Genomic DNA, 25,791 nt, shown 5'->3' on the forward strand with positions numbered 1-25,791 from the left:
TACCGGACATGAACGTTCGACGACCCAACACATTTTTTCTTGCGAAAAACTCGCAACTCCCTCCCGGGAATCCAGACTTTCTGACGTCATTTAGTCGCCATTAATCTTCATCAAGAGAAAAGTCTTTACGACAGCCGTCAAGTCGATGACCTAGGCTGAGTAAAGATGCTGGACGAGAGTTTTGCAAGATATTTCAGTGGCCTTTTGAGATTACCTGCAACGTCAAGATTTTTTGCAGAGTATCGTGCGCAACAGGAACATCGGATTGCCGACCACGTAACGCGTAAACAAACGCTTAGGCTCGCTCAGCAGCCGGAACACCCACTCGCAACCGAGACGACGCACCCATTGCGGAGCGCGAGTGACCTTGCCGCCAAGGAAGTCGAGGATGGCCCCTCCGCACACAATAAGGCACGGCACGCCGCTGGCCGCCAACTGCGCCGCGACGGTTTCTTGCTTGGGCATGCCCATGCCCAGCACCACCAGTTCCGGCCGAAATTCCCGGGCCAGATCGAGGTAGGTTTCCATCGGTGCAAAACCATGGTGAGCCGACACGACATTGACCGCAAAACTCGCTTCGCTGTGCCGGACCGCGTTGACCAGCCAGGGTTCTTCAGTGCCCCAGAACGCCACGCGCTGCCCGTTGAATGCAGCCAGCAATTTGGGGATCAGATCGGTGCCATTCATGTTCAGACCCGGCTCCCGTTCGAGTCGGCGAAAAAGAATGGCCATGCCGGAACCATCGCGCAGCAGCACGTCAGCGGCCGCCAGCGAATGGTAATAATCGGTGTTGTGCGACACCAGATTCATGGCGTGGGCGTTGACGAAGCCCAGGACAGTCGGCCGCTCGGACCTGGACAATGTCTCAATCATTGCCTGTTCAGCAGCAGGATCGTTCACGACACTGAGCTTCTGAACAATCGTTTGCCAACTGCGCTGCCAGCCCAAAGCGCTCATCATTGATCATCCCGCTTTGATCGTACCCACTCGACCTGTCGCTTGAGCAGAAAGCCGATGTACAGCGGGATTTTTTTCAGTGCGTAGAACGGCGCATACATCAGGGCGGAGAACGCGATAATCCCGCGACCAAACTGACTCCAGGCGAGCAAGATGGTCGCGCCCAACAATGCCATCCCGGCCGTGGCGATGACGGCGGGCGCCGACGTTGCGCCGAGCAGCAACACCAGCCATGCCAGAACGAAACCCGCCGCCAGCACCAGGGTCAACAAGGCCAATGGTGGCACCCACAAGTCCAGGGTCATGGCCAGCAGGTTGCCGTTACGCCGGCTCAGCGAGGTCGCGAACAACTTCGGCGCGTCCTTGAGGATCACCCCCAGATGGCCGTGTTCCCAGCGGGTTCGCTGGCTGGCCAAGCCTTCATCGCTGCGCGGAAAATAGCTGGTCACCAGTGCCTCGGGACAAAACAGCGGTGGCTTGCCGCTGAGGCAGAAATCCAGGCCCATCTTCAAGTCTTCAACGATATGGCCACTGGCTAACTCGATCAGTACCAGGTCCTTCCAGACAAACGCCATACCCGATCCCATCAACGGACAGGGCAAACCCAGCTGCGCCCAGCCGCGCGGGCGCACGCGGTTTTTCACGCACCAGGCAAATTCCGCCAGCTTGACTTTCAGTCCTGAACCTTCGGGGGCGTGCATCAAATAAAGGGCCTGGGTTGGCCGCCCGGATTCGATGCAGCGGATGGCCAAATGCGCCAGCGTGCCCTCGCCCAACTGGCAATCAGCATCGATCACGATCATCACGTCCGGCGCATCGCTCGCCAAGTGGCGCGCACCGAATTCCAGCGCATATCCCTTACCCCGCTGTTGCTCATTGCTGCGCTCTACCACTTCGGCACCCGCGGTGCGGGCCAGCACGGCGGTGTCGTCAGAACAGTTGTCCGCCACCACCAACAGGCGATCAACCGCCTCCAACTGCTGGCGAATGCTGTTGATCGTGGCGACGATGACCGAGGATTCGTTGTGCGCCGGCACCAGCACCGCCACCCGTGGCCGCGATCCTTGCGGGGACGCCAGCGAACGCGCAGGCAGGCAGGCCAACAGCACTTGAACAAACAGCACCAACACCGGCAGTACGATGAGTATCAGCAGTGCGCTGAACAGCCACCCCAGTAATGTGATCATGCTCGCACCTTGAATAGATCAGCCAATTTGGCTGCTTCGGTATCGATATCGTGCCGCTCCAATACGCGCTGATGCGCCGCCTCGCCCATCCGCTGCAACACCTCGACCGGTTGCGCGAGACAGTCTTGCAGCGCCGCCGCCAATTCATCCACGGCACCCGCAGGAAACAGCCAGCCGTTCTCACCCTGGTGCACCAACTCGGGAATGCCCGCCACATACGTCGTCAGGACCGGACGGCGCAACGCCATGGCTTCCATGATGACCACCGGCAAGCCTTCGGCAAAGCTCGGCAACACCAGGGCACGCGCGGCCAGGATTTCTGCGCGCACTTGCTCGCTGCTGATCCAGCCGGTAATTCGAACCTGAGCCTGCAAGCCATGCTGGGCGATCAGGGCTTCGATTTGCCCGCGCATTTCACCATCGCCGGCCAGCACGATCTCGAATGCCACGCCTTTCGCGGCCAGCAGGCGAGCCGCCTCCAGCAAAAACAGCTGGCCCTTCTGTTCACACAAGCGCCCCACGCACACCAGTCGCGGCGCGGACGGCACCGGCACTGCCGGCACCTCATGAAACGCCCGCTCCAGCCCGCAATGCACGACTTTTACCTTGGACCAGTGCGCATGATCCACCCAGCGAAACAACTGACTGCGCCCATAAGAACTGATCGCCGCGACGAACGCCGCGCGCCGGGCTTTTTCACTCAGGTGAATGAATTGCGGTTTGTCGAACTCTTCCGGGCCATGCACGGTGAAACTGTACGCCGGCCCGCCGAGTGCGTTGGCCAGCATCACGACCTCGGTGGAGTTGGTGCCGAAATGCGCATGCACATGCTCGGCGCCGAATGCCTGTAACCACGGCAGCAAACGGCAAGCTTCGGCTAGATAGATCAAATGATAGGGCCACGCGCGATCAGCCCGCCGGCCCATGCGCAGCGCCAGCCACAGCGTCGAAAAGAAGCGCCCCGGCGACGCCCGCAGCACTCGCAATACCGGCGACACTAGCTCAGTTACGCCGCCCTGCAGCACGTAGCGGGTTTTATCGCGTTCGGCGACGTCCTCGGCATCCACCAGCTCGTCATCCCAGCCCCGCAAGGCAATGCGCTGCACCTCGAAGCCCTGACGTTCCAGCGCCAGAATCTCGCGACGAATGAAACTATGGCTGACCTTGGGGTATTGATTGATGAAGTAAGCAATGCGCATAGGGACCGGACTTAGTGATCGTTAGAGGTGATTTCTGCTGCAGGCGTTGCCACAGCAGCACGATGATCAGGCGCATCGACGGGCACGGCGGGGATCGCGATGTAGCTGCCCGGCAACACGCTGTCGATCTTCTTGAACGTACTGTTCAGTAGCTCATAACGTCTGCGGTACATCGCGCGTTTTTTCGCCGCGATGGTCTCCAGCGGCTTGGCGGACGGGGCCAGCGGGATCTCGAAAAAGTCTTCGCGGGCGGGAGAGAGCGTCGCCCCATGTTCCAGCCAGATCACGTCATAGTTGGCCGCGAGTTCCTGGGTTTTTTCCGCGCCAAAATACGCATGGCGATGATGCCGATATTCATCCCCCACCGCGTATAGCTTTCCAACACCGATATTGACCGCGATGTATTTGAGCACTTCAATCAGAAAGCTTCGCGGACGAAGCCCTTCGAATGCTTTGGTCAGGTCCCGATAAATAGTCAGCGACCGGTCGCTGTCTATGCCTTTGTGGATCCCCTGCACCGCACCGATGAACAGGCACAGCTCACCTTCCGTACGGCATAAGGTGAACGCCAACGATGCGATGCGCAGATCACCCTGAAACAGGTTTAGCACCACCTCTCCTTCGCGCATGAACCACACAGGGCGGTCCAGCACCAGAGTGCAACCTTCGGCCCATTCGGACACGTCAGCCAGAACCAAGTGTTCATTGCGGCCCGACAACAAAAGTGTCGGGCTACTTTTCGTAACCACTTCGTAATGCGAGGCGATGGCAGCGAGTCGTTCCTCGGCGCCCCAGCTTTTACTGATGTAGGGCCATTGAACTACGCCGAGGCAATCGTCGCCCAACTTCTGGAAGCCGCTCTTACCCAGCGCATTCGACATGCGCGACAAAAACGATTTCAGCGCCACCCGGTTTTTCAATACCAAAACCAAGAGCTTGAGCTTGTTTTTCAACGCCCTCAACGAATACCCGGCATGCAAGTTCCACACGCTTTTGAAGGTCAGCCAATAATCCATGAACGACTCACTTGTATTCGATCAACGCCGTCTTGCCGGCGCCGTATCTGTTCAAAAGAAACCTGGCTTGCCCGAGCATCTCGGGAAATTTGCCCAGCACAAGAAAGAACGCCAGCAACCAGTTCTCGCGCGTCGATCTAGTGCCCCGACGGGCCAGACGCGCCACCTGTAATGGATACACCAGCAGTAACAGGAGCCCTGCCGCCCCCACCAGCAAACAGGCGACCAGCGTTGCCAGCGGCACACCCAGGCCCCAGAACCAGGCACGGCGCGACTCACGACGCCAATGCTGCTCTGCCGTGTTCCCATGCAAAAAAGCCCCCTCGGCGAAGGCATGGCCACCGCGCAACGTGCGCCGCCACCACTGGCCGAAGCGGGTCATGGCGGCATCGTGCAGGGTCATTTCCTCCCCCAGGCGCCAGACCTTCCAGCCTTTCTCGCGCAGGCGCACACACAACTCGGGCTCTTCGCCGGCAATCAGGTCCGCGCGAAACCCGGACACGGCGACGAAGGCATCTGCGCGCATCAACGCATCGCCGCCACAGGCCTTGGCCTCGCCGACCGGCGTGTTCCATTCAATGTCACACATTAAGTTGTAGATCGAATGTTCGGGAAAGCGCTCACGGCGCCGCCCGCAGACCACCGCTACCTGGGGCTGCGCATCGAGAAAGGCCTGCGCCCGGGTCAGCCAGTCAGCGGCCACCTCGCAGTCGCCATCGACGAACTGCACATACCGCACCCCCGGTAACAAGCCCTGCACGCGGGCAAACCCTTCGTTGCGCGCGCGCGCCGCCGTGAACGCAAGGGTCATGTCCAGCTCGACCACTTCGACCGACAGTGAACGTGCCATCTGCACCGAGCCGTCGGTTGACCCGGAATCGACATACACCACTTGGTCCGCCGCACCGGCCAATGAAGCCAGGCAACGCTCAAGCCGCTGGCCTTCATTGCGCCCAATGACAACGACTCCAATGCCGGTCGCCAGGGCGCTCACTTCGCGTTGTGTCCGGAGTATTTCATGAGCCTTCCTTTGCCTCTGCGGGCTTTCTTCTCTTGATGATCGCAGGCACGCCGACAGCCACGCAGTCGTCCGGAACATCGATCAACACCACGGCATTGGCACCGATCACCACATTGTTGCCAATGCGGATATTGCCCAGCACCTTGGCGCCGGTGCCGATATCGACATTGTTGCCGAACACCGGAGCGATCGGCTCCTGCACATTCTTCAGGCCCACGACGACGCCATTTCGGATGCGGCAATCATCGCCGAACTGCGCGTATCCACTGATGATGATTCCGCCGAAATGATCGATGACAAAGTTGCGCCCCACCACCACTTCGCACGGTAATTCGATACCCGTGATGATCTGCACCAGCTTGAACAGGAATTTGTAGATAAACGACAACAACTTCCTCACCAATGCCGGGCGCACTCCGTAACGCCAGCGCCCAAAGCGGTAAACCAGCATCACCCAGAATCCCTGGGCAGCCCAATCACCTTCATAGGCACGCAAGTCCGCGCGTATGTGTTCAAACATAAATGGCTCTACCGTGTCGGTTGACTAGCGAATTGGGTGTCACGCAACAGCGCCCAGGTTACCCGGGCATGCTCCCAGCACGCGCGAATGGCGACGCGGCCGCGGCCTTTCAACAAGGCCTTGAGCGCCAGAATCAGATCACCCAGGCACACCAGGAACATGTGCCAGGCCAAACCCGCGGCACCGTGATGCTTGCGGAAATACAACAGCTCGCTTTCGATTTGCAGCCGGGGTATCTGCCGACTGGCCGCGTTGAGTTCGTCGACGGACTTGGCACTTTCACCGCCGATGTGGACCACGGTGGTGTGTGGGTAGAAAACCACTTTCCAACCCGCATGCTTGACCCGTTTGCAGTGGTCAACTTCCTCGTAGTAAAGGAAGTAGCGCGGGTCGAACAAGCCCACCTGGTCGATGACTTCACGACGGATCAGGTAATAGCAGCCGGGCACCCAGTCGCATTCCCGGACCGAGGCATGGTCCCACTCCATGTCATCGACCCTCTTCACCCTTGGAAAAAAACGTTCAAGCCCGGTACGAGAGAGAAAGACGTTCAATGGCGTCGGAAAAAAGCGACAGGACGGTTGCAGATCGCCGTCTCGCCCCACGAGCCTGACACCGAGGACGCCGCAATCAGGATGCGCTTCCATGTAGTCCAGGGTCTTTTGCAAGGTGTCAGGAGCGACGAAGGCATCGGTGTTGAGCAGCAACGCGTACTTGCCTTGCAGATGCTCAACCAGTTGATTGTTGGCTCGACCGAAGCCGACATTATCTTTATTGGCCAGCAACAACGCTTCCGGACAAACAGTGGCCAGGCACTCCAGGGAATTATCGGCGGAGGCATTGTCCACGACCAGATAGCGCGCTGGCTGCGCACTGCTCGGCTGACGCAATGCGTTGAACATAGGCTGCAACAGACCCGCGGTATTGTAATTAACGACCAGTACATCAAGTGGAGCACTAACCATTGGGTTGTTCGCCAAAAAAATACTCCGTTCTCATGGCCTGGAGTTTCGGTTCAAGTTCCGGGTCATACACGCCTTCACGATTGCGGATAAGGTCAATCCACGGATAAGCATTGCAGCGTTCTTCAATATTCTTGACCAGCGTTTCCATGGTGCAGATGACGCGGGCAGGATTACCGCCGACCACCACTCCAGGCGGAACGTCTCTGAGTACAACCGCGCCGGCGGCCACGATTGAATCCGGGCCGATGGTGACGCGCGGCATAACGATAGAGCCATGACCGATAAAGCAATTGGCACGGATATCGACGGGGCCAACTGAATCGAGGCTTGTTCCGTTACGGGCATTCAATACATGGACGATGCCATCGTGGCCGAATATTGTGCAATCAGACAAGCCGACGTTGTCGCCGAGTCGAAGCATGGAAGGGTCAGTGATGTTGCAGCCGACGTTGATCCATACGCCTTTGCCGATGGAGTGCAGCCCCCCCCAACGCGCCAGATGTTTAGCCCACTCGTACCCGTCCGGCTTACACACTTTTTTATAGAGCGAGGTCCCACGGCCGGTAGTTTTGGCGTAATGAGCAATAGCGCGCTTTAGTAGACCAATCATCCTGTCAGCCTCAATAATTCAAAAAAACATCCGTATAGGGGTCAGATCCGCCCCGACTCTTGAATACCCGTGTCCGTAGCGTAGCCCCCCTCCCTGAAATCCGACACACCAATAATCCACAAATGCTGGCACTGCGGATTACCGGCTCACCAAAGGGCCCAGCTCATGATTCAGATAATCCGCCAGCCTGAGCGCAAGCTGCAATAGCGGCATCGTCGGGTTACTGGCGCCGCCGGTGGAAAAAACACTGCTGCCTGCCACATGCAGATTTTCGACGCCAAATACCTTGCAATTCTCGTCGACCACCCCGAAAGCCGCGGCCGTCGCCATCCGCGTGGTGCCCATGTGGTGCGCATGAGGATTGACCTTCAACGGCAGCGAGACGTCATACACGCAGTCTGCCAGCCTGACGTAGCCCAACCCTGCCTCGGCAAAACACTTGGCCATTTCCAGCCCGATGACCTTGACGGTATTGCGGTCGGCCGGGGTCAGTTCCCAGTGCACCGTGGTTTTGCGCATCCCCAGCGCATCACGCTCGTCGAGCAACGATACGCGGCTGTTGAGGTTGGGAAACTGCTCGATCAGTGTGCCGATGACGCCATCCCCCGGGCAATCGAACTTGGCAATGAATTCGATTTTTCGCTCCCCGCCCATTTCGCAAATGAGGTTCTCGAAAAAGCCCTTGATGGCTGCCATTCGCCCATAGGTTTTCACTTGAGCAACCAGTGAGGCACTCACATTGCCTTTGCCCGCCCCGTGTTCCTTGATGAAAGCATCGGTGGTGAAGTACTCGCGGGAATCGGTTGCCGCTCCGTCTTTGAGGATAAAGGTGCCGAGTTCGACGTTCAGGTGCTCCATGAAGCATTTGCCAACCATGCCATCCTTGCTGACGATGCCGCCCGCCGCCAGCGACTCACTGTTGAGCAACTGCCGGGCATTCTCGATTGCCCCCGTCGCCAGAATGAAGTGCCTGGCCCTGATGCGTTCTTGGTGCTGCTCGTAGTCGCAGACGACGATAGTCGCGATGCGCCCGGTTTTGCTGTCGAATTCAAGGTCGACGCAATTGCAATTGATGAAGACTTCAAGGCCCTCGGTCTCGTTGAGTTCCCTGGCATATTTCTGCGCGAATCGCGTCGGCGTGCTGAGCAGAAAACGATCCGCCTCGAAGTCGCTCGTGTCCAAGGCTGCATTGATCGTCTTGAATCCGGCATTCGGCGGCAGATCCACAATCGCCATAGCGTCGCCCAGATGCTGGTCGATCTCGGAAAACGCGATGGGCCAACCGGGCAAATTCACCGGCGGGCCGATACTGAAGTCGGACGGCTCAAACGGGCGGCAGCGTCCGGCCCAGTGATTGGAGGTGCCTCCAAGAAAACGCAGGCGGGTTTCCTCGGCGTAGACTTCGAGGCCGGTCGAAGGGCATTCGTAGAGGCTCTGCGAGTTTTTCGAATACTCGCGTCCCCCGCCTTCGAGCAGCAGCACACGCCGCCCGTTGCCCGCCAGACGCAAGGCCAGGGTAATCCCGGCCGGCCCGGCGCCGATGATGCAGACGTCATACACGTCACGCAGTTCTTTCTGCGTTTGATAGTCTTTGATCATGCTTGTGTTTGCCGAAAGTGCTGTGCCGGGAGCACCCATCCATTGATGACCACGAACTCGGACTTGGTGACAGACTTGATCACAGAAGGCCGGACCACAGCTTCTGAAAAACCGAAAACGAGCCCCCCGAGACTCAGCAGGGTAAACGTCTGGAGCAAGCCTCGGCGGCTCATTACAGAGGTATTCAAATCAAGTTCATTCATGATTCAAAGCTCCCCGACTTAAAAGTCCAAGTCAAAACCAGTTAGCCAGCCCCAACACAACGTCCCCGCACACTGCCCCTACCAGCACCATCGGCAAAACGATAAGTTCACGCTTGAGATCGAACAAACCCACCTTGGCATTGACGTACACAATCAAAATCAACGTCGGCAACGCATGCAACGCGACGCCCCACATTGCGTAAGTGACGCCGCCCATCTCCAGCAACACCGGCAGCAGCACCCATAAAGAGATGGCGCGAATGATGTTGTCCATCGCCTGGTACTTGGTCAGGCCCAAGGCCAGCCAGGCCTGATGCGCCACGGTAAAACGCCAGGTGAAAAAGGACAGTGAAAGAATCGACAGCATGCTGCCCGCCTCGGCGTAACGCTGATCGTACAAAAGACTGATCAGCCACGGGCTGATGGTCCAGAACAGTCCGCAGAGAAACAGCGACGTCAGGTCGAACACCAGCTTGAAGCGACAATACAACCTCTGCAGCCGGACGGTGTCCTGCGTTCGCGCGGCCTCACTGAACGCTGGCAACGTCACGGCGCCGACCAGCCTTTGCATGCCCAGTTGCAGGGCACCCAAGATCAGCACGGCGATGGAATACACACCCAACTCGCCCGCCGACATGCTGCCGCCGAACCAAATGCGGTCGCCGTTCATGGCCAGCACACCGACGGCCGACGACAACAGCATCCAGCGGCCGAAAACCACCAGTTCCTGCAGCGCAGGGCGATCCCAGTGCAGACGGTTCGACGACCCCGAGAACCAGAAATGCCCCAGCAGCGTCATGACCAGCGCACTGAACAACCCCGCCCCCACCAGCGCCCAGATCGACCGGGTGAAATAACCGATGACCAGCATCAGCAACAGGCCAGCCAGTTGCGAGGCAAACTCGGCGAGCACGACTTTTTTCTGCTGGAAGTCGCGAACGGCGACGTCGACCTTGGTCGACTGAAAACCATAGATGATCGCGGACACCCCCGTTACAGCCAGCACCAGCGGCAACTGCGGTGCGGCATAGGTCGAATGGGCCGACCACAAATCGGTAACCTGGGCGAACCAGGCGAGGCCGGCGATCACCAGGGTCGAGAAAAAAAGCACAAAGCCGCGGATGATTTGCACGGTCCACAGCGTATTCAGGAACGCCGGATCGTTGCCACGCGGACTCTGGATGATGTTCTGGCGCAAGCCAACGTCGGAAAGCAGGTGCAGCACCATCGAAACGGTGGTGGCGATAACCATGATGCCGAACATTTCCGGCATCAGCAGTCGGGCAATTATGAGGTTGCCGCCCAGGCGAATGGCCTGAGAGGTAATCATGGCCCCCAGATTCCATACCCCGGCAGATATCGCTCGCCTGCGCAGGCTCAACGATGGCGATAAATCAGCTGGTGGCATGGCGACCCCGGAATCAATGAGACGAAAGGTACTATAGTCGCATTTGGCCATTCCACTAGTACCTGTCGTTCACCTGGCGATCAGCTTGGGGGTCTACCCCTGAGCCTCTGGACTTCAGGCTGGCGACTCACTACGCAGGTGTCGTTTCTCACACACATTGCCAAGGGTTGTTTCGAACAATTTTGCTGACTTCTGCCACGAACTCGACGCCACGGTTTGATAGGCGTTTTCTGAAACCGCCCGCCATCGCGACTCGTCCAGGCTCAAAATATAATCAACACCGGCAGTCAGGGCGGCAATGTCGTCAATCTCGGTCATCACACCGTTCTCATAACTGATAACGGCCTCGGCTGGCCAGGCCGTACGCGTCGACACCAATGGCACCCGGCAGGCCATCGCCTCCATCGCCGTCAGGTTGAAACCTTCTTCACTGCGGCTGGGCGCCAGCCAGACATCACATTGCGCGTATAGATCACGAATACGGTGCTGATCGGGAGCCAGGTGAAACTCACAGTTTTCTGGCAGATTGTATGCGCCACTGCGAGGAAAACTGCCAAAGGTGATCACTCGAAGCGTCGGGAATTTTTCCGCGAGTGAAGCAATGACTTCGAGCACGAGATCAACACCCTTGAATGGCGCTTCGTGGTACAGGAAACCGATGGTCGGGCGTTGCTGCTTGCCCCTCGGCGCAGCAAAAAACTGCTGATGATCGACGCTGTTCAATACCAGGGAAACATCTGAGTCGCCGTACTCCGCACGCAACAAATCAACCAGCCACTTCGAGATGGTTATCTTGTGCAGGGGCATTTTGTACGTCGCCACGACTCGATCCACCGGGCAATAAGGAAAGGTTTCATGCGCCTGTACGAAATACACTTTCTCACCCTTGTTCGGACTCAGTGAGTTAACCCACTCCGCTGTTTCCCACCAGGTGGCAATGACCACATCTGCGTCTGGAACATCCGAATCCACAATGGGCCGGTAGGTGTCCATCATTCGGTGATCGAGGCCGAGGCCGTCCAGATGGGAGGGGATTTTCGGAGTTTTCAGCCAGCCTTTGCCTTTAATGAAACCCTTGATCTTCTGGCGCAGCGAAAAAGGCGGATAAGGCACGGAAACGAGTGTCACCTCATGCCCGGCCTCGGCCAATGCCTTGGCGTAGATTGCAACGACACGAACCCCACCGGACATGCTCGCCACGTGCAGTACAAAAGTCACTTTCATCAAACCATCTCCAATCCCCCTGAAAAACCAGAGGCTGTAAAAAACCAATCCACCAAGAAATCACGACAACGCCGCGAAAGCACTAACTTTTATTATCAAGATGCTCAGCCAGCCTCAGCGCAAGTTGCAACAGCGGCATCGTCGGGTTACTGGCGCCGCCCGTGGAAAAAACACTGCTGCCCGCCACATACAGATTCTCGATTCCGAACACTTTGCAGTTTTCGTCGACTACCCCGAAGTCCGGCGAACTGGCCATCCGCGTGGTGCCCATGTGGTGCGCATGAGGATTGACCTTCAGCGGCACGGACACGTCATACACGCACTCTTCGAGCCTGACGAAACCCAGGCCTGTGTCGGCAAAGCACTTGGCCATTTCCAGCCCGATGACCTTGACGGTATCGCGGTCGGCCGTCTTCAGTTCCCAGTGCACGGTGGTCTTGCGCATTCCCAGCGCATCGCGCTCATCGAGCAGCGAAACACGGCTATCGGCGTTGGGAAACTGCTCGATCATCGTGCCGATGACGCCATCTCCGGGACAATCGAACTGGGTGATGAATTCGATCTTTTTCTCCACGCCCATGTCGCAGACGAGCGTCTCTACAAAACTCTTGATGGCAGCCATTCGCCCGTAAGATCTCACTTGTACGACCAGTGAGGCACTCACATTGCCCTTGCCCGACCCGTGTTCCGTAATGAAGGCATCGGTGGTGAAGTACTCGCGCGAATCCTTGTCCTGTCCGTCTTTGAGGATGAAGGTGCCGAGCTCGACGTTCAGGTGTTCCATGAAACAGCGCCCAACGTAACCATCCCGGGTCACGACGCCGCTCGCGGCCAGTGACTCACTGTTGAGCAGTTGGCGGGCATTCTCGATCGCGCCGGTCGCCAGGATGAATTGCTTTGCGGTGACACGTTCTTGATGCAGGTCGTAGTCCGAGACGACGATGGTCGCGATGCGCCCGGTGCTGCTGTCGAATTCAAGGTCGACGCAATTGCAGTTGATGAAGACGTCCAGACCCTCGGTTTCATTGAGTGCCTTCGCATACTTCGGCGCAAATCGAGTCGGCGTGCTCAGCAGGAAACGGTCCGCTTCAAAGTCGGCACCGTCCAGCGAGGCGTTGATCGTCTTGAATTCGGCGTGCGGCGGCAGATCCAGGATGGCCATGGCCTCCGGTAGATGACGCTCAATCTCGGAAAACGCAATGGGCCAGCCGGGTAAATGTACGGGCGGCCCGACATTGAAATCGGACGGCTCGAACGGACGGCAGCGCCCGGCCCAGTGATTGGAGGTGCCGCCGAGGTAGCGCAGGCGGGTTTCCTCGGCGTAGACCTCAAGGCCGGTCGAAGGGCATTTATAGAGGTTTTGCGAGTCCTGCGAATACTCACGCCCCCCGCCTTCGATCAGCAGCACATGCCGGCCATTGCGCGCCAGACGCAAAGCCAGGGTAATCCCGGCCGGACCGGCACCGATGATGCAGACGTCATACAGGTCGCGGAGTTCTTTCTGAGATTGGTAGTCTTTGATCATGCGTGTGTTTGCCGCTGCAGGAAGCCTCGGCGCCCCATCACAGAGGTATTCAAATCAGTTTCCTTCATGATTCAAAAACTCCCCGACATTAAAGTCCAATCAAATCCAGTCAGCCAACCTCAACACTACTTCCCCGCACACCGCCCCCACCAGCACCATCGGCAGAACGATAAGTTCACGCTTGAGATTGAACAAACCCACCTTGGCATTGACGTACACAATCAAAATCAACGTCGGCAACGCATGCAACGCGACGCCCCACATTGCGTAGGTGACGCCGCCCATGGCCAGCAACACCGGCAACAGCACCCATAACGAGATGGCACGAATGATGTTGTCCATCGCCTGGTACTTGGTCAGCCCCAAGGCCAGCCAGGCTTGATGCGCCACGGTAAAACGCCAGGTGAAAAAAGACAGTGAAAGAATCGACAGCATGCTGCCTGCCTCGGCATAACGCTGATCGTACAAAAGGTTAATCAGCAGCGGGCTGATGGTCCAGAACAGTCCGCAGAGAAACAGCGACGTCAGGTCGAACACCAGCTTGAAGCGCAAATACAATTTTTGAAGGCGGGGCGTGTCCTGGGTTCGCGCGGCCTCACTGAACGCCGGCAGGGTCACGGCCCCGACCAACCTTTGCATGCCCGTTTGCAGGGCACCCAAAATCAGCACGGCGATGGAATACACGCCCAGTTCGCTCGCCGACATACTGCCGCCGAACCAGATGCGGTCACCGTTCATGGCCAGCACACCGACGGCCGACGACAACAGCATCCAGCGGCCGAACTTCACCAGTTCCTGCAACGCAGGGCGATCCCAGTGCAAACGGTTCGGCGAGCCCGAGAACCAGAGATGGCCCAGCAGCGTCATGACCAGTGCGCTAAACAGCCCGGCCCCCACCAGCGCCCAGATCGACCGGGTGAAATAACCGATGACCAGCATCAGTAACAGACCGGCCAGCTGCGAGGCAAACTCGGCAAGCACGACTTTTTTCTGCTGGAAGTCGCGAACGGCCACGTCGACTTTGGTCGACTGGAACCCATAGATGATCGCGGACACCCCCGTCACGGCCAGCACCAGCGGCAACTGCGGTGCGGCATAGGTCGAATGGGCCGACCACACATCGATGACCTGGGCGAACCAGGCGAAGCCGGCGATCAGCAAGGTCGAAGCAAAAAGCACGAAGCCGCGGATGATCTGCACGGTCCACAGCGTATTCAGGAACGCCGGATCGTCGCCACGCGGACTCTGGATGATGTTCTGGCGCAAGCCAACGTCGGAAAGCAGGTGCAGGACCATCGAAACGGTGGTGGCGATCACCATGATGCCGAACATTTCCGGCATCAATAACCGGGCTATGATCAGGTTGCCGCCCAGGCGCATGGCCTGAGAGGTGACCATCGCCCCCAGATTCCATACCCCGGCAGATATCGCTCGCCGGCGAAGGCTTAACGATGGCGATAAATCAGCTGGTGGCATGACAACAATCCCGGACTCGATGATACGAAAGGTACTATAGTCGCATTTGGCCATTCCACTAATACCTGTCGTTCACCCCTGTTCACCTATGTTCACCTATGTTCACCTACTTAATAAGCCCCAAAATCCATGCCTGAGCACATTCGCGCGTTAGTCGTCATCCTGGTTCTTGCCGGCGTTGTTTTTGCCATGGCACGCAAACCTGCATTAGACATGATCGCTAACAACGACTTTACCCGTCGACGTAATCTGTGGTTCGTGCTGACGATTGTGGCTTTTGTCTCGAACAGTTTCTGGGTGTATGCGGCCGTGGCCGCCGTGGTGTTGACCATCGTAAGGAAACGCGAGCGCAATACTCTGGCGCTGTTTTTTATGCTGCTGTTTCTGATTCCGCCGGTCTCGGCACAGATTCCCGGCTTCGGCGTGATGAATTATTTTTTCGACTTCAACCATGTTCGATTGCTGTCCCTGTTCCTTCTGCTGCCAGCATTTTTCGCCTTGCGCCGGCGCGCCGACACCGTTTCGTTCGGGCGCACCTGGCCGGACAAACTGATCGCCGCCAATCTGATCCTGACGAGCCTGCTTTTACTGCGTCAAACCACCGTCTCCGACACGTTGCGCCAGACGCTTTATCTGTTCACCGACATTTTCCTGCCTTATTACGTCGCCAGCCGGGCACTGAAAAACCTCGACGATTTCAAGGACGCCATGCTGGCCTTTGTGCTCGCGGCCATGGTGCTGTCGCTGATCGGAATCTTCGAGTTTGTCCGCAGTTGGCTGCTCTACAGTGCGCTGATCTCCGCCCTTGGCATGCACTGGGAAATGTCCAGCTACTTGAGCCGTGGCGGCTCACTGCGCGCCAGCGTCACGACTGGGCAAGCCATCGCACTGGGGCTGGTGATCAGCGTAGCCATCGGTTTTTACCTGTTTTTGCAGGAGGCCGTACGCAGCAAATTCCAGCGACGCCTCGGCGCACTGCTGCTTGCCGGCGGGCTGTTTGCACCGCTGTCGCGGGGTCCGTGGATCGGTGCGGCGAGCATGCTCATGGTCTATGTCGCGTCGGGGCGTAACGCGGTCAAACGCCTGATGCTGTTGGGGCTCGCCGCCGTCCTTGCCCTGCCCTTGCTGGCCGTCGTGCCGGGCGGTCAAAAAGTGCTCGACCTGCTGCCTTTCATCGGTACGGTCGAAGTGGAGAACATCACCTACCGCCAGCGCTTGATTGACAATTCCTGGATCGTTATCCAGCGCAACCCCTTGCTGGGTAGCTTCGATTACCGCAATACGCCAGAAATGCAGTCGATGATTCAGGGCGAAGGCATCATCGATATCGTCAACACCTACATCGGCATTGCGCTGTCGTTCGGATTGATTGGATTGGCGTTCTTCGTGGCTTTTTTCATCACAGTCCTGGTCGGCATCCGTAAGGCGATGCGTGCGTTCCCTGATAAAGATGACGAGGGACGGCGACTTGGACGTGCGCTCTTCGCGACACTGGCTGGCATATTGGTGACCATCTTTACCGTCAGCAGCATCACGGTGATTCCCGTGGTGTATTGGTCGGTCGCCGGATTGGCCGTTGCCTATGCTCAAATGGCGCGCAGACTCAAGCAAACCTCACCTGCAGTGACTGCGAGCGCCCACCTTCAACTTCGGTAACCCCATGGCCACATTTTTTCGCCGCACCCGTTTGCTGCTTCCGGTTCTTTTGTCTGTTGTTCTCTGGCCGTTCAACGCCTGGGCGTCCGACTGGGTCGCCCGAGTCGATGATCAAAGCGGCCTGCCAGTGCTGGTGCGGGGGGGCAGCCCGGTGTTTATTTCTTCGTTCGTGTTCTTTGAAGGCAACTGGGGTTGGACGTCTTTCGCGACCCAATTCAAGATCAACAGCCCTTACGACTACTCCCTCGTGGGCCAGAACAAAACCCTCGATTTCGACCTGACCGCCAAAATCCAGAAGGAAGGCGAGCAGAAGTTGAGCTGGGATTTTGCCCTCGATGCGCACAGCACGAAGTCCGGGGTGATGGGTGGGGGTCTGGTGTTCCAATTCGACTCCGCCCTGTTCAAGGACATGGGTGTACCGGAGTTGCTGGCGGGCAATGCTGGCTGGTCCTGGGGGAATGCCCAAGGACGGCGCATTGAAATGCGATTCGAGCCGGCGCTGACGCGGGTCTATTTCGAACCGGGTGATAAATCCGAGATACGTGCGTTCTTCTACAAAGACACGATCAAGCCGGGACACCAGACTGTCAAAGCGACCTTGAGCCTGTCCGGCGACGTAGCCCTCGGCCCCACCACGACCGAGCGCTTCGGCATGGCGGACCCAAAGAGCTGGCCGACTGACAAGGTCGACCTGAAAACCTCACCGGTCGATCTGTCTTTTCTGAACGCAAACGAAAAACCGGCGGGCAAGCGCGGCTTCGTCAAGGCGGTCGGCGAACAATTGCAGTTCGCTGACAACACCCCGGCGCGGTTCTGGGGCACCAACGTAACGGCCTATGCGTTGTACCGCACGCCGGACGAAGACATCAAACTGCAGGCCAAACGCCTGTCGGCACTGGGTTTCAACCTCGTCCGTCTGCACCACCACGATTCGCCATGGGTCAGCCCGAACATTTTTGGCGACCCGGCCGTGCCGCATGACACCCAGCTGCCCAACCCGGAGTCGCTGAAAAAAATCGATCTGTGGGTCAAGGCCCTGAAAGACGAGGGCATCTATGTCTGGCTCGATATGCACGTCGAGCGCGCCTTGACGGACAAAGACAATATTTACGGTTTCGAAGAAATGCCAAGAAACAGCGCCAACAGCGCCGATCTCAAGGGCTATGCCTATGTGAACATCACCATTCAACAGGCGATGAAGCGCTTTGCTGCGGCCTATGTGACCCACGTCAATCCCTATACCGGTCTTGCCTATAAAGACGATCCGACCATCGCCGCGGTACTGATCACCAACGAAAACGACGTCACCAATCACTTTGGCAACGCCCTGTTGCCGGACAAGGGCGTGCCGAAGCACAGCAAGCTCTACATGGCCGAGGCCGAAGCGTTTGCCAAGCAGCATAATCTCTCCGCCAACCAGACCTGGCGCTCCTGGGAGCATGGTCCGTCCAAGTTATTCCTCAATGATCTGGAGCGACGCTTCGACGTCGACATGATTGAGCACCTGCGCGGTTTAGGCGTGAAAGTGCCCATTGCCACCACCAGCACGTGGGGGCTCGATGGCCTGAGCTCGCTGCCGGCCCTGACGTCCGGCGACGTCATCGACGTCCACAGTTACGGCGGCGGCGGTCAGCTGGAGAAAAACCCGCTGACCACCGCCGGCATCGTCGATTGGATTGCCGCCGGCCAGGTCACGGGCAAACCCCTGACCGTCACCGAGTGGAACAACGAACCTTTCCCGACACCTGATCGCCATTCGCTGCCGCTCTACGTCGCAGCCGCCGCCAGTCATCAGGGCTGGGACGCGCTGATGCAATATGCCTACAGCCAGGAGCCGCTGTCCGGCGCCTGGGTTACGGCCGGCAACTGGCATTCCTATAACGATCCCGCGCTGCTGGCCACCCTGCCCGCCGCCGCCCTGCTCTATCGCCGCGCCGACGTCCGCGAAGCCACCACCACGTATGTCTTCGCGCCGACGCCAGCCACCCTGTTCAACCAATCCATCACCCCGGCCAACTCCGCCCTGCTACGCACCGCCATGGGGAAAGGCAAGCTTCAAATCGCCATGCCGCAGACACCGCAATTGCCGTGGTTGCAGACAGGCGCCATCGCCAGCGATGCGCAGGTGTTCCACGACCCTGACCAGTCGCTGCTGGACGCCAATGCCAGCGAGGCCACCACCGACACTGGTGAGCTGAAACGCAACTGGAAACAAGGGATCTACACCATCAATACGCCGCGCACCCAGGCCGCAACGGGCTGGATCGGCGGCGAGACGATCAGCCTCGGTAATGTCCAGGTCCAAGTGACAACCCCCAATGCGAGCGTGGTGGTGCAAAGTCTGAATGACAAACCGATTGGCCAATCGCCGGACCTGATGATTTCCCTGGGCACCCGCGCCATCCCTCAGGACGACGAAAAGATACCGTTTAACGTTGAGCCCATTGCAGGCACGCTGACTGTCCAGGCGCCACCGGGCTTGACCCTGTTCACCCAAGGCACCCTTGCACAATTGAAGAAACTGCCCGCGACGTACCTTGATGGCCGCTACGTCATCAAGTTCGACGATCTACAGGCATCCAACTGGTTGTTTTTAAGAAAGAATGTCACTCGCTGACGGTACAATCCGCGTGTGCACAGCAACGGTTTCCAGGAGGACAGGATGAATTTTTTGGTGGTGGGCGGCGCGGGCTATATCGGCTCGCACATGGTTAAACAGTTGCTGCGCGCCGGTCACGACCTGGTCGTCGCCGACAACTTTTCTACGGGTTACCGCAGCGCCTTGACCGGCGGCAAACTGGTCGAGCTGGACATCGCCGACGCGCAAGCTCTGGATGCGGTGTTCGCCACGCAGCGATTTGATGCAGTGTTCCACTTCGCTTCATTTATACAAGTCGGCGAATCCGTCACCGAACCGGCCAAGTATTATCAAAACAACTTCGCCGCCACCCTGACGCTGCTGCAAGCCATGGTTCGTGCGAACGTCAAACACTTCATCTTCTCCTCGACCGCTGCCGTCTACGGCGACCCGGTGTACGTGCCGATCGACGAAGAGCATCCGAAGGCAGCGATCAACCCTTATGGTCGCAGCAAATGGATGGTCGAGCAGATGCTGGAGGACTTCGATCGCGCCTACGGGCTCAAGTCGGTGTGCCTGCGCTACTTCAACGCCGCCGGAGCAGACCCCGAAGGACAACTGGGCGAACGTCACGAGCCGGAAACCCATCTGCTGCCATTGATCCTGCAGGCAGCCTCCGGTCGACGCGCTTCCATCACCGTCTACGGCCGGGATTACGACACGCCCGACGGCACCTGCGTTCGCGACTACGTCCACGTCGCCGACCTCGTCGCCGCCCATGCACTGGCGTTGGATTATCTGCTGGCAGGAGGCGCGAGCACGGCGTTCAACCTCGGCAACGGCCAGGGGTTTTCGGTGCAGCAAGTGATAGACACCGCACGCCGGGTGACGGGCCAGGAAATCCGCGTCAGCGAAGCGCCGCGCCGCGCCGGCGACCCGCCGCGTCTGGTGGCCGATCCTCAGCGGGCGTATAGACTGCTTGGATGGGCGCCGCAGTATGCGTCACTGGAACAGATCGTGACGCACGCCTGGGCTTGGGAAAAGAAGTATCCGTGGAGTTGAGTTGAGTTGATCTTGATACTGGCACCCAGTTTTTGGTGGTGTACATATCCGTTGCTGCGGTAACGGCGGGTATTGGTTTCGCCCTTACGGCGAGTCACTTTCGTAAAGCCTGCGCGGCCCGGCGAAAAGTAACCCAAACGCTGTTGCCCCACCACTTGGCACCTCGCCTAGGCTCGGTGTGCCCTCCGGGCTGACGCTGCCCCGTAGGAGCCCGCTTGCTGCCAATGGCGGTGGGTCAGTCGACATGTTTATCGCCTGAACGGACGCTATCGCCAGCAAGCAGGCTCCTATAGGGGAACACGTTCGACCAGAAAGTCAGGTCGGCTATCAAGCTGCCTCGTGCGCTTTTGATCGTCTTGCCCAACGGGGAGGCCGAGCGCAGGTTCTGCGCAGTGGGAAAGAGCCGATGGTTTTTTGCCGCCGGGCGGCGTTCCGTGTTGCTCGCCGTTAGGGCGAAACCAATACCCGCCGCAACCACAGCAACGGATATTCACACCACCAAAAACCACTCTAGTAGTAAGAGCGATTCTGCGGCTCAGCCTTATTCAATACCGTGCCCACCAAATTGGCGGTCCCAAGGTGATGAAGGCTCTCCTCGATCTCTTTCTTACTGTTCATGCCATTAGCAACCACCAGCAAGACACAATCGAATTTCGGCAACACGGTAAGCACATCGTCCGAACTCAAGATCGGCGGCAAGTCGAAAATCACGATACGCGAGCTGTAGCGCTCACGCAGATCAGTGATCAAATGACTCACCTCAGGCGATGACAACACCTCGGTGGAAAGCGGAATCGGCTCACGAGTCGGCAGGACCACAAACCGCGGAATCGCCGGGTTGACGAGCGCATCCTGCAATTCGACCTTCCCGCTCAGCAGCTCATTCAGCGAATTCTCCATCGGCAGCCCCAGGCAGGCACCCACCGTGGGACGACGCAAGTCGAAGTCAACCAGCAAGGCAGTCTTGGTGGTGTGGTGCGCGATACTCATCGCCAGGTTGATGGCCAGAACCGTCTTGCCTGCCTCCGGCGTCGGCGAGGTGATGGCCAGCGTACGCCAGCCATTTTCTTCCATGACTTTCAGCACTTGCGTACGCAGCAGATCGAAAGCCCCCCCCATGCTCGAATTCTTGTTGTAGGCCACAATGCGGTGGCGCTCGAGGTGCTCGGGCCGCAAAGGGACCACTTTGGTTTGCACATAACTGAGCGCATTCAGCCCCGGCGACTGTCCGGTCGGCGTCATGGCCTTCGACGAAGTCGGTTGCTCGGCCTTATCGGCATCGGGCTTGATAATGTCCATCACTATATTTCCTTATGCAAACCGGCCCAGAGCTTTATACAACAACAGATCCAGGGGCATATAGAGGAAGTGCACGAGCACCAGGAAAATCGTGAGGATCACGAGCCCACTGATGATCAACCGCATCCGCCATTGCTTGCGTCGTGCGAGCTCCGCTCTGGTGTGAATGTAGGGAATAGACACCAACACGCGTTTGCCCAGCACACTGGCCAGTGCTTCGGCCCCGCGTACACGCGGGCTGATCATCTCAAGAAGCATCACCAGCGCACCCGCGCCTACCGGGGCGAGTACGAAGCCCATGGCGACCACCTTCTTGCGATTCGGCCGGATCGGCTTTTCGGGCATCAGCGGCGATTCCAGCAGAACAAAACGCTCGGCTTTGTTTTCCTGCTCGAGGCTTTCGGAAATCTTTGCACTCATCTCCTTCGCGCGCATCTCTTCATATTTCTTTTTCGCGTTTTCATGATCGCGCATCAGCGTGATCAGGCCACGCTCGACTTGCGGCGTTTCAATGATCTGCGCTTCGATTTCGGAGATTTTCTTCAGCGTCTGCTGCTTTTGATCGGCCAGCGAGTTAATACGTGCCTGTGTCCCAGCGACCTGGGCCTGAGCCCTCGCGATATCCATATTGGCAGCTACCGGCGCACTTCCCGCCAGCGCCTTGTTGGCCTCGAATGCGGCAATCTTGCGTTTCGCGGCACGCACATCGGGGTGGGCTTCGGTGTACAGCGTCAGCAAGCGAGCGTATTCCGCCTTCAGGCTGGCCAGATCCTGCGGCTTGTCAGCGCCCGCACTGTTCGATCCATTTTTGCTTGCGAGCCCGGCACTGGCGGCGGTCACTTCCAACTCGTTGAAGCGCAATTCCTCGCGAGCTGCTTTGTAGTCGCGGTCGACCTCTTTCAGATCGGTTTCGGCGCGCGTCAGCATGTTCATGCGCAATTCCTGATGCTCGGGCAGCGCGTCACTGTGCTTCTGCTTGAAATCCGCCACGAGATTATCCTGGGCATTCAGGGCAACTTCGAGCTTGTCCGCTTCCTGTTTCACAAACTCTGTGTTTTCAGTGGCGCGCTCGGTGCGCTGGCGAATGTTTTCATTCAGGAACAGCGTCACCAGTTCATTGGCCACTTTGTTGGCAATTTCCGGATCGCGGTGCTCGAAGGACAGACGAAAGGCAATCGTCACTTCCCCACGGCCCTTTACCGCCGCGCTGACCAACGTGACGGCAATCGCGTTGCGCATTTCATCGACTTTCTCGGAAACGCTCAACTGCCGGCCTTGCGAAGAGAACAAGTTGTATTTGTCGATGATCGACGACAGATTCTCACGCGTCATCACCCGCTGACGAATGACTTCGATGCGCTCGTCGGCAAAGGTATTATTGTTGGCCGCGACCAGTTCAGGCGAGATTTGCTGCGACTCGATCAAAATCGTGCCGGAAGACTCATAGGTGGGCGGGAGTGAGAATGCGACGGCCAGGCATGCACCGAGAATGACCACGCCACTGATGATCAACAGCAGCGCGTGATGCTTGATGATAGCTAGGTAGTCGTTGACCGACATTTCGTATTCAGAGGCCATATTTCTCACACAACAAGATTTCAGAGACCGGGATAACTAAAGACCAGGATAACTATAAGTCACCGTCAACCCGACGACGTTTGCAGTAGCGTCCGGCAAGCCATCTTGCTGACGTTCTTTGTACATGTAGGATAGGCGCGCGATCCAAAAAGGCGAGAGCTCCTGGCTGATCCAGGCTCGGTAATTGATCAGGGTGTTGGGCGTCTGGCCTTTGGAATCTTGCCAGGAGGCGTCGAAACCGACGCGCCGGACCTCGTCGAGGGCATAACTCCAAGTCCCGCTCAGGCTATCAACCTCGACAAAACCCCCGTCGCCGCTGGCGAGCGTGGAGCGACTGGCGTCGATGCCGGTCTCCACCCGATCGCCGGTGTAGTTCAGATTCACACCGCCCTGGCCAGTCGGACCACTGTCCGTGCCGGAGACTTCATTGACGCCGACGTACGCCGACCCTCTCAGTCGCTCGGAAAACTGGTAGTTCATGCCAATATCAGGGGTATAGCTGTTCGACGAAGCGATCGAAGATCCCGAGTCGGGCTCATAACGCTTGGCCAGAAAACGCGTGAACAGCTCCAGGCGCTCGCTCCAGGCGTAGGTATAGCTCAACCGGTTCGACAGCTCGTCATAGTTGGTCAGCGTATTGATGTCATACGTGACGTGGCTGTATTCGATCTCGTTGAGCAGGGTGCTGCGTTCCGTCAGCGCCGTCCGCCAGTTGCCGGCCAGCGACGTCAGGCTCTGGGTGCCATCGGCGGCGACAACGCCAGTGTCCTGAACTGCCGAGGACAGCGTGGAGCTTTCTTCGTACCTCGCCGTGAGCCCGTAAGCACCGGTTTCGGTCTGATGCTGCCACCCTATCTTCAGCCGGGGATCTTCACGGTTCGAAACGATCGACGTGTCCGACGAATGCACGACGTACACACCGAGACCGAACTGGAATTCCTCCTGGCCGGAAGTCGCCACCAGATCAACCTGGGGAGCGATGATGGTACGGGTCACACCCTTCTCGCCGCTGGTGAGCAGCGTCGGGTTGCTGTCGTACTCGACCGTCGAAGGAAGCGCATAAGACGCCTGCCAGGTGGCAGCGTAGGCCATGCCGGAGCACGGCAGGAAGAAAATTGCCGTAGCAATTCCGGTTTTTCGCAGCGCCAGCAAGGTCACTCCTAATGCTTCGCGCAAGGCTAAGGCACTACCAGCGTATCGCCGGCCTTGAGAATGTAATTGGTCGACATGTCATTACCGGACATCAAGTCACTGTAATCGACGCGCAGAATCTTCTGTTGAGTGCCATTGAGGCGCACGACCTTGATGTTGCCCGTGGAGGCAAATTTGTCGAGCCCACCCGCCATGCTCAAGACCTGCAGCACTGACGTTTGACCGGTCAAATGGACGCTGCCCGGTTTCAGCACCTTGCCTTGCACGTACACGACATTGCCTTCAGTGCCGGTAACACTGACGCTGACCTGCGGATCGGGTATGTACTTGACGAGCTTGGCGGCAATCTTCTCTTCGACGGCAGTGGTGTCGAAGCCCGCGGCTTCAACCTGTCCTGCCAGCGGCACGGTAATGCTGCCGTTAGGAAGAACGATGACGTCCGTTTTGAGCTTGTCTTCGCCCCAGACAGAAACGGTGAGTTTATCGCCAGGACTCAGCGTATACGCCCCGCTGCCGTCAGCAGCACTGGAAACGCTGGGCAGAATTGCCAGCGCACAAAACACAGGTACCAAGAAACGCGACATGGGATCCCTCCGCCTAAATAGCCTTGCCAGGAGTTTTGCATAAAAACGGGAGCAAATCACGCTCGCCTATTCTCACGTCAAGGAAAGAATTTTTACGTGTGGCGGCGGCCGCTTTTCGTGGACCCAACGTGAAACAAGCCTGTCTGGCAGGCTTGAGAGAGGGAAGTTTTTTACTTAACAATAAGTTGCAGTCAAACATGTTGCCCCCTATCTTCGCTAGCCAAATAATTAGCACCCTAATCTTTCAGAGCCTGTCATTCAGCAACTTCAGCGCCACGCACACTCGATACAGCTAGTACTACGGTGCCACTCCCGACCTATCAAATGAATCAGCCATTCTGTCTTTACTGGATACAACCGAACGTCAGCTAAACCTTGCGCCGATTGGCAACGACAACAAAACCGAATAGCGCGGAAGAAAACAACCAGGCTGCAGCAGGCAGAGAAACGGCATTCGGTTGACTGGCGAATGCTTCAGACACCCCACCCAGAATCTTGCCCGGCGCATCTAAACTCACTGCAAGCTTACTGCTGGCAAGTTCCGCCATTAATCCGTCACAGGCAGAACTATTGACGGAAGCGCCTACTTTTTTAGCAGAAGCAATGAGGTTATTGAACTGCTCTTTCGTATTATCAGCAAAGAACATATCGCTCACGGAAGTTGGCAACCCAAGGCCGCTCGCTACAGTAAACGGTACGCCACCCTGTTCTTCGACCGCCAAGCCCAATTGAGGGCCGGATTCTTCGCAAGCGTTTCCTATGCGACTAATTTCATAGGCCAAATTCCCGGCATGAGCACTGGCAATGGCCGCACCATTAAAGAGCACCGACAACAAAACGCTTTTAAGGACGAGTGACTTGCGCATAACACCGCCTCCCTGCACAGAGGGTTTTTTCTGTTGTCGGACGAAGGAATCGTTACCGGATTGAGGCCAGACTATAAGCACATCGCCATCACGTCAATAGCCCGTC

Annotated in this window: 22 protein-coding genes; 3 read left to right on the forward strand and 19 right to left on the reverse strand. The window is 57.9% G+C overall.

The genetic code is table 11. The features are described from left to right. Positions 1-222: 222 nt before the first annotated feature. The 14 genes from ACYZT4_RS09600 to ACYZT4_RS09665 form a co-directional block, all read right to left on the reverse strand. Positions 223-957 carry a WecB/TagA/CpsF family glycosyltransferase gene (locus tag ACYZT4_RS09600; RefSeq protein ID WP_461988631.1) on the reverse strand — a complete coding sequence of 245 codons (735 nt, stop codon included), beginning with the start codon at positions 955-957 and terminating at the stop codon, positions 223-225. Further along, positions 957-2,144 carry a glycosyltransferase family 2 protein gene (locus ACYZT4_RS09605; protein ID WP_461987251.1) on the reverse strand — a complete coding sequence of 396 codons (1,188 nt, stop codon included), beginning with the start codon at positions 2,142-2,144 and terminating at the stop codon, positions 957-959. The genes ACYZT4_RS09600 and ACYZT4_RS09605 overlap by 1 nt, the downstream gene beginning before the upstream one ends. Next, positions 2,141-3,343 (reverse strand): glycosyltransferase family 4 protein, encoded by a 1,203-nt coding sequence (locus ACYZT4_RS09610; protein WP_461987253.1) that lies wholly within the window; start codon positions 3,341-3,343, stop codon positions 2,141-2,143. Before ACYZT4_RS09610 ends, ACYZT4_RS09605 begins: the two co-directional genes overlap by 4 nt. Before the next feature lie 11 nt (positions 3,344-3,354). Further along, the gene (locus ACYZT4_RS09615) at positions 3,355-4,359 is read right to left on the reverse strand and encodes a DUF535 family protein (protein ID WP_461987255.1); all 1,005 of its coding nucleotides are present in this window, start codon (positions 4,357-4,359) and stop codon (positions 3,355-3,357) included. 7 nt (positions 4,360-4,366) lie between these two features. Beyond that, positions 4,367-5,344, reverse strand: coding sequence for a glycosyltransferase family 2 protein (locus ACYZT4_RS09620; protein WP_461988633.1), 978 nt, complete (start codon positions 5,342-5,344; stop codon positions 4,367-4,369). 31 nt (positions 5,345-5,375) lie between these two features. Beyond that, positions 5,376-5,900 (reverse strand): serine O-acetyltransferase, encoded by a 525-nt coding sequence (locus ACYZT4_RS09625; protein ID WP_461987257.1) that lies wholly within the window; start codon positions 5,898-5,900, stop codon positions 5,376-5,378. 8 nt (positions 5,901-5,908) lie between these two features. Beyond that, positions 5,909-6,865: a glycosyltransferase family 2 protein gene (locus ACYZT4_RS09630; RefSeq protein ID WP_461987259.1), complete on the reverse strand. Its 957-nt coding sequence runs from the start codon at positions 6,863-6,865 to the stop codon at positions 5,909-5,911. Then, positions 6,858-7,475, reverse strand: coding sequence for an acyltransferase (locus tag ACYZT4_RS09635; protein WP_461987261.1), 618 nt, complete (start codon positions 7,473-7,475; stop codon positions 6,858-6,860). Before ACYZT4_RS09635 ends, ACYZT4_RS09630 begins: the two co-directional genes overlap by 8 nt. A 138-nt stretch (positions 7,476-7,613) precedes the next feature. Then, complete coding sequence (locus ACYZT4_RS09640) at positions 7,614-9,074, reverse strand: FAD-dependent oxidoreductase (RefSeq protein ID WP_461987263.1); 1,461 nt, start codon at positions 9,072-9,074, stop codon at positions 7,614-7,616. Then, positions 9,071-9,277: a hypothetical protein gene (locus ACYZT4_RS09645; RefSeq protein WP_461987265.1), complete on the reverse strand. Its 207-nt coding sequence runs from the start codon at positions 9,275-9,277 to the stop codon at positions 9,071-9,073. Before ACYZT4_RS09645 ends, ACYZT4_RS09640 begins: the two co-directional genes overlap by 4 nt. A 31-nt stretch (positions 9,278-9,308) precedes the next feature. Then, entirely contained in the window at positions 9,309-10,685 is a 1,377-nt protein-coding gene (locus ACYZT4_RS09650; RefSeq protein WP_461987266.1) for an oligosaccharide flippase family protein, read from the reverse strand. A gap of 114 nt (positions 10,686-10,799) precedes the next feature. After that, entirely contained in the window at positions 10,800-11,909 is a 1,110-nt protein-coding gene (locus ACYZT4_RS09655) for a glycosyltransferase family 4 protein (protein ID WP_461987268.1), read from the reverse strand. An 82-nt stretch (positions 11,910-11,991) separates the two neighbouring features. Then, the gene (locus ACYZT4_RS09660; RefSeq protein ID WP_461987270.1) at positions 11,992-13,434 is read right to left on the reverse strand and encodes an FAD-dependent oxidoreductase; all 1,443 of its coding nucleotides are present in this window, start codon (positions 13,432-13,434) and stop codon (positions 11,992-11,994) included. A 99-nt stretch (positions 13,435-13,533) separates the two neighbouring features. Beyond that, entirely contained in the window at positions 13,534-14,910 is a 1,377-nt protein-coding gene (locus ACYZT4_RS09665) for an oligosaccharide flippase family protein (RefSeq protein WP_461987272.1), read from the reverse strand. A 129-nt stretch (positions 14,911-15,039) separates the two neighbouring features. Between ACYZT4_RS09665 and ACYZT4_RS09670 the strand changes: the two genes are divergently transcribed. The 3 genes from ACYZT4_RS09670 to galE are packed head-to-tail and all read left to right on the forward strand — an operon-like array spanning position 15,040 to position 20,206. Continuing rightward, positions 15,040-16,566 carry an O-antigen ligase family protein gene (locus tag ACYZT4_RS09670; RefSeq protein WP_461987273.1) on the forward strand — a complete coding sequence of 509 codons (1,527 nt, stop codon included), beginning with the start codon at positions 15,040-15,042 and terminating at the stop codon, positions 16,564-16,566. Positions 16,567-16,570: 4 nt separating this feature from the next. Beyond that, the gene (locus ACYZT4_RS09675) at positions 16,571-19,183 is read left to right on the forward strand and encodes a glycoside hydrolase 5 family protein (RefSeq protein ID WP_461987274.1); all 2,613 of its coding nucleotides are present in this window, start codon (positions 16,571-16,573) and stop codon (positions 19,181-19,183) included. Between the two features lie 45 nt (positions 19,184-19,228). Further along, positions 19,229-20,206 (forward strand): UDP-glucose 4-epimerase GalE, encoded by a 978-nt coding sequence (gene galE, locus ACYZT4_RS09680; RefSeq protein WP_461987276.1) that lies wholly within the window; start codon positions 19,229-19,231, stop codon positions 20,204-20,206. Positions 20,207-20,716: 510 nt separating this feature from the next. Here the strand turns inward: galE and ACYZT4_RS09685 are convergent. The 5 genes from ACYZT4_RS09685 to ACYZT4_RS09705 form a co-directional block, all read right to left on the reverse strand. Beyond that, positions 20,717-21,448, reverse strand: coding sequence for a CpsD/CapB family tyrosine-protein kinase (locus ACYZT4_RS09685; RefSeq protein WP_461988635.1), 732 nt, complete (start codon positions 21,446-21,448; stop codon positions 20,717-20,719). 69 nt (positions 21,449-21,517) lie between these two features. Further along, complete coding sequence (locus tag ACYZT4_RS09690; RefSeq protein ID WP_461987278.1) at positions 21,518-23,083, reverse strand: GumC family protein; 1,566 nt, start codon at positions 23,081-23,083, stop codon at positions 21,518-21,520. A 36-nt stretch (positions 23,084-23,119) separates the two neighbouring features. Further along, a complete protein-coding gene (locus ACYZT4_RS09695; protein WP_461987280.1) occupies positions 23,120-24,235 on the reverse strand; it encodes a hypothetical protein in 1,116 nt (371 codons plus the stop codon). Between the two features lie 26 nt (positions 24,236-24,261). Further along, a complete protein-coding gene (locus tag ACYZT4_RS09700; protein ID WP_461987282.1) occupies positions 24,262-24,819 on the reverse strand; it encodes a polysaccharide biosynthesis/export family protein in 558 nt (185 codons plus the stop codon). 368 nt (positions 24,820-25,187) lie between these two features. Beyond that, positions 25,188-25,685, reverse strand: a complete 498-nt coding sequence (locus tag ACYZT4_RS09705) for a hypothetical protein (protein ID WP_461987284.1) — start codon at positions 25,683-25,685, stop codon at positions 25,188-25,190. Between the last annotated feature and the right edge of the window lie 106 nt (positions 25,686-25,791).

The sequence above is a fragment of the Pseudomonas sp. GB2N2 genome (genome assembly GCF_054897705.1).

Bases quoted from the DNA above. Each gene is read 5' to 3' on its own strand.
- ACYZT4_RS09675 (WP_461987274.1), top strand. From the start codon at position 16,571: ATGGCCACATTTTTTCGCCGCACCCGTTTGCTGCTTCCGGTTCTTTTG.
- ACYZT4_RS09635 (WP_461987261.1), bottom strand. From the start codon at position 7,475: ATGATTGGTCTACTAAAGCGCGCTATTGCTCATTACGCCAAAACTACC.
- ACYZT4_RS09605 (WP_461987251.1), bottom strand. From the start codon at position 2,144: ATGATCACATTACTGGGGTGGCTGTTCAGCGCACTGCTGATACTCATC.
- ACYZT4_RS09655 (WP_461987268.1), bottom strand. From the start codon at position 11,909: ATGAAAGTGACTTTTGTACTGCACGTGGCGAGCATGTCCGGTGGGGTT.
- galE (WP_461987276.1), top strand. From the start codon at position 19,229: ATGAATTTTTTGGTGGTGGGCGGCGCGGGCTATATCGGCTCGCACATG.
- ACYZT4_RS09705 (WP_461987284.1), bottom strand. From the start codon at position 25,685: ATGCGCAAGTCACTCGTCCTTAAAAGCGTTTTGTTGTCGGTGCTCTTT.
- ACYZT4_RS09660 (WP_461987270.1), bottom strand. From the start codon at position 13,434: ATGATCAAAGACTACCAATCTCAGAAAGAACTCCGCGACCTGTATGAC.
- ACYZT4_RS09645 (WP_461987265.1), bottom strand. From the start codon at position 9,277: ATGAATGAACTTGATTTGAATACCTCTGTAATGAGCCGCCGAGGCTTG.
- ACYZT4_RS09650 (WP_461987266.1), bottom strand. From the start codon at position 10,685: ATGCCACCAGCTGATTTATCGCCATCGTTGAGCCTGCGCAGGCGAGCG.
- ACYZT4_RS09625 (WP_461987257.1), bottom strand. From the start codon at position 5,900: ATGTTTGAACACATACGCGCGGACTTGCGTGCCTATGAAGGTGATTGG.
- ACYZT4_RS09690 (WP_461987278.1), bottom strand. From the start codon at position 23,083: ATGGCCTCTGAATACGAAATGTCGGTCAACGACTACCTAGCTATCATC.
- ACYZT4_RS09670 (WP_461987273.1), top strand. From the start codon at position 15,040: ATGCCTGAGCACATTCGCGCGTTAGTCGTCATCCTGGTTCTTGCCGGC.
- ACYZT4_RS09685 (WP_461988635.1), bottom strand. From the start codon at position 21,448: ATGACGCCGACCGGACAGTCGCCGGGGCTGAATGCGCTCAGTTATGTG.
- ACYZT4_RS09630 (WP_461987259.1), bottom strand. From the start codon at position 6,865: ATGGTTAGTGCTCCACTTGATGTACTGGTCGTTAATTACAATACCGCG.
- ACYZT4_RS09640 (WP_461987263.1), bottom strand. From the start codon at position 9,074: ATGATCAAAGACTATCAAACGCAGAAAGAACTGCGTGACGTGTATGAC.
- ACYZT4_RS09615 (WP_461987255.1), bottom strand. From the start codon at position 4,359: ATGGATTATTGGCTGACCTTCAAAAGCGTGTGGAACTTGCATGCCGGG.
- ACYZT4_RS09700 (WP_461987282.1), bottom strand. From the start codon at position 24,819: ATGTCGCGTTTCTTGGTACCTGTGTTTTGTGCGCTGGCAATTCTGCCC.
- ACYZT4_RS09610 (WP_461987253.1), bottom strand. From the start codon at position 3,343: ATGCGCATTGCTTACTTCATCAATCAATACCCCAAGGTCAGCCATAGT.
- ACYZT4_RS09600 (WP_461988631.1), bottom strand. From the start codon at position 957: ATGAGCGCTTTGGGCTGGCAGCGCAGTTGGCAAACGATTGTTCAGAAG.
- ACYZT4_RS09665 (WP_461987272.1), bottom strand. From the start codon at position 14,910: ATGCCACCAGCTGATTTATCGCCATCGTTAAGCCTTCGCCGGCGAGCG.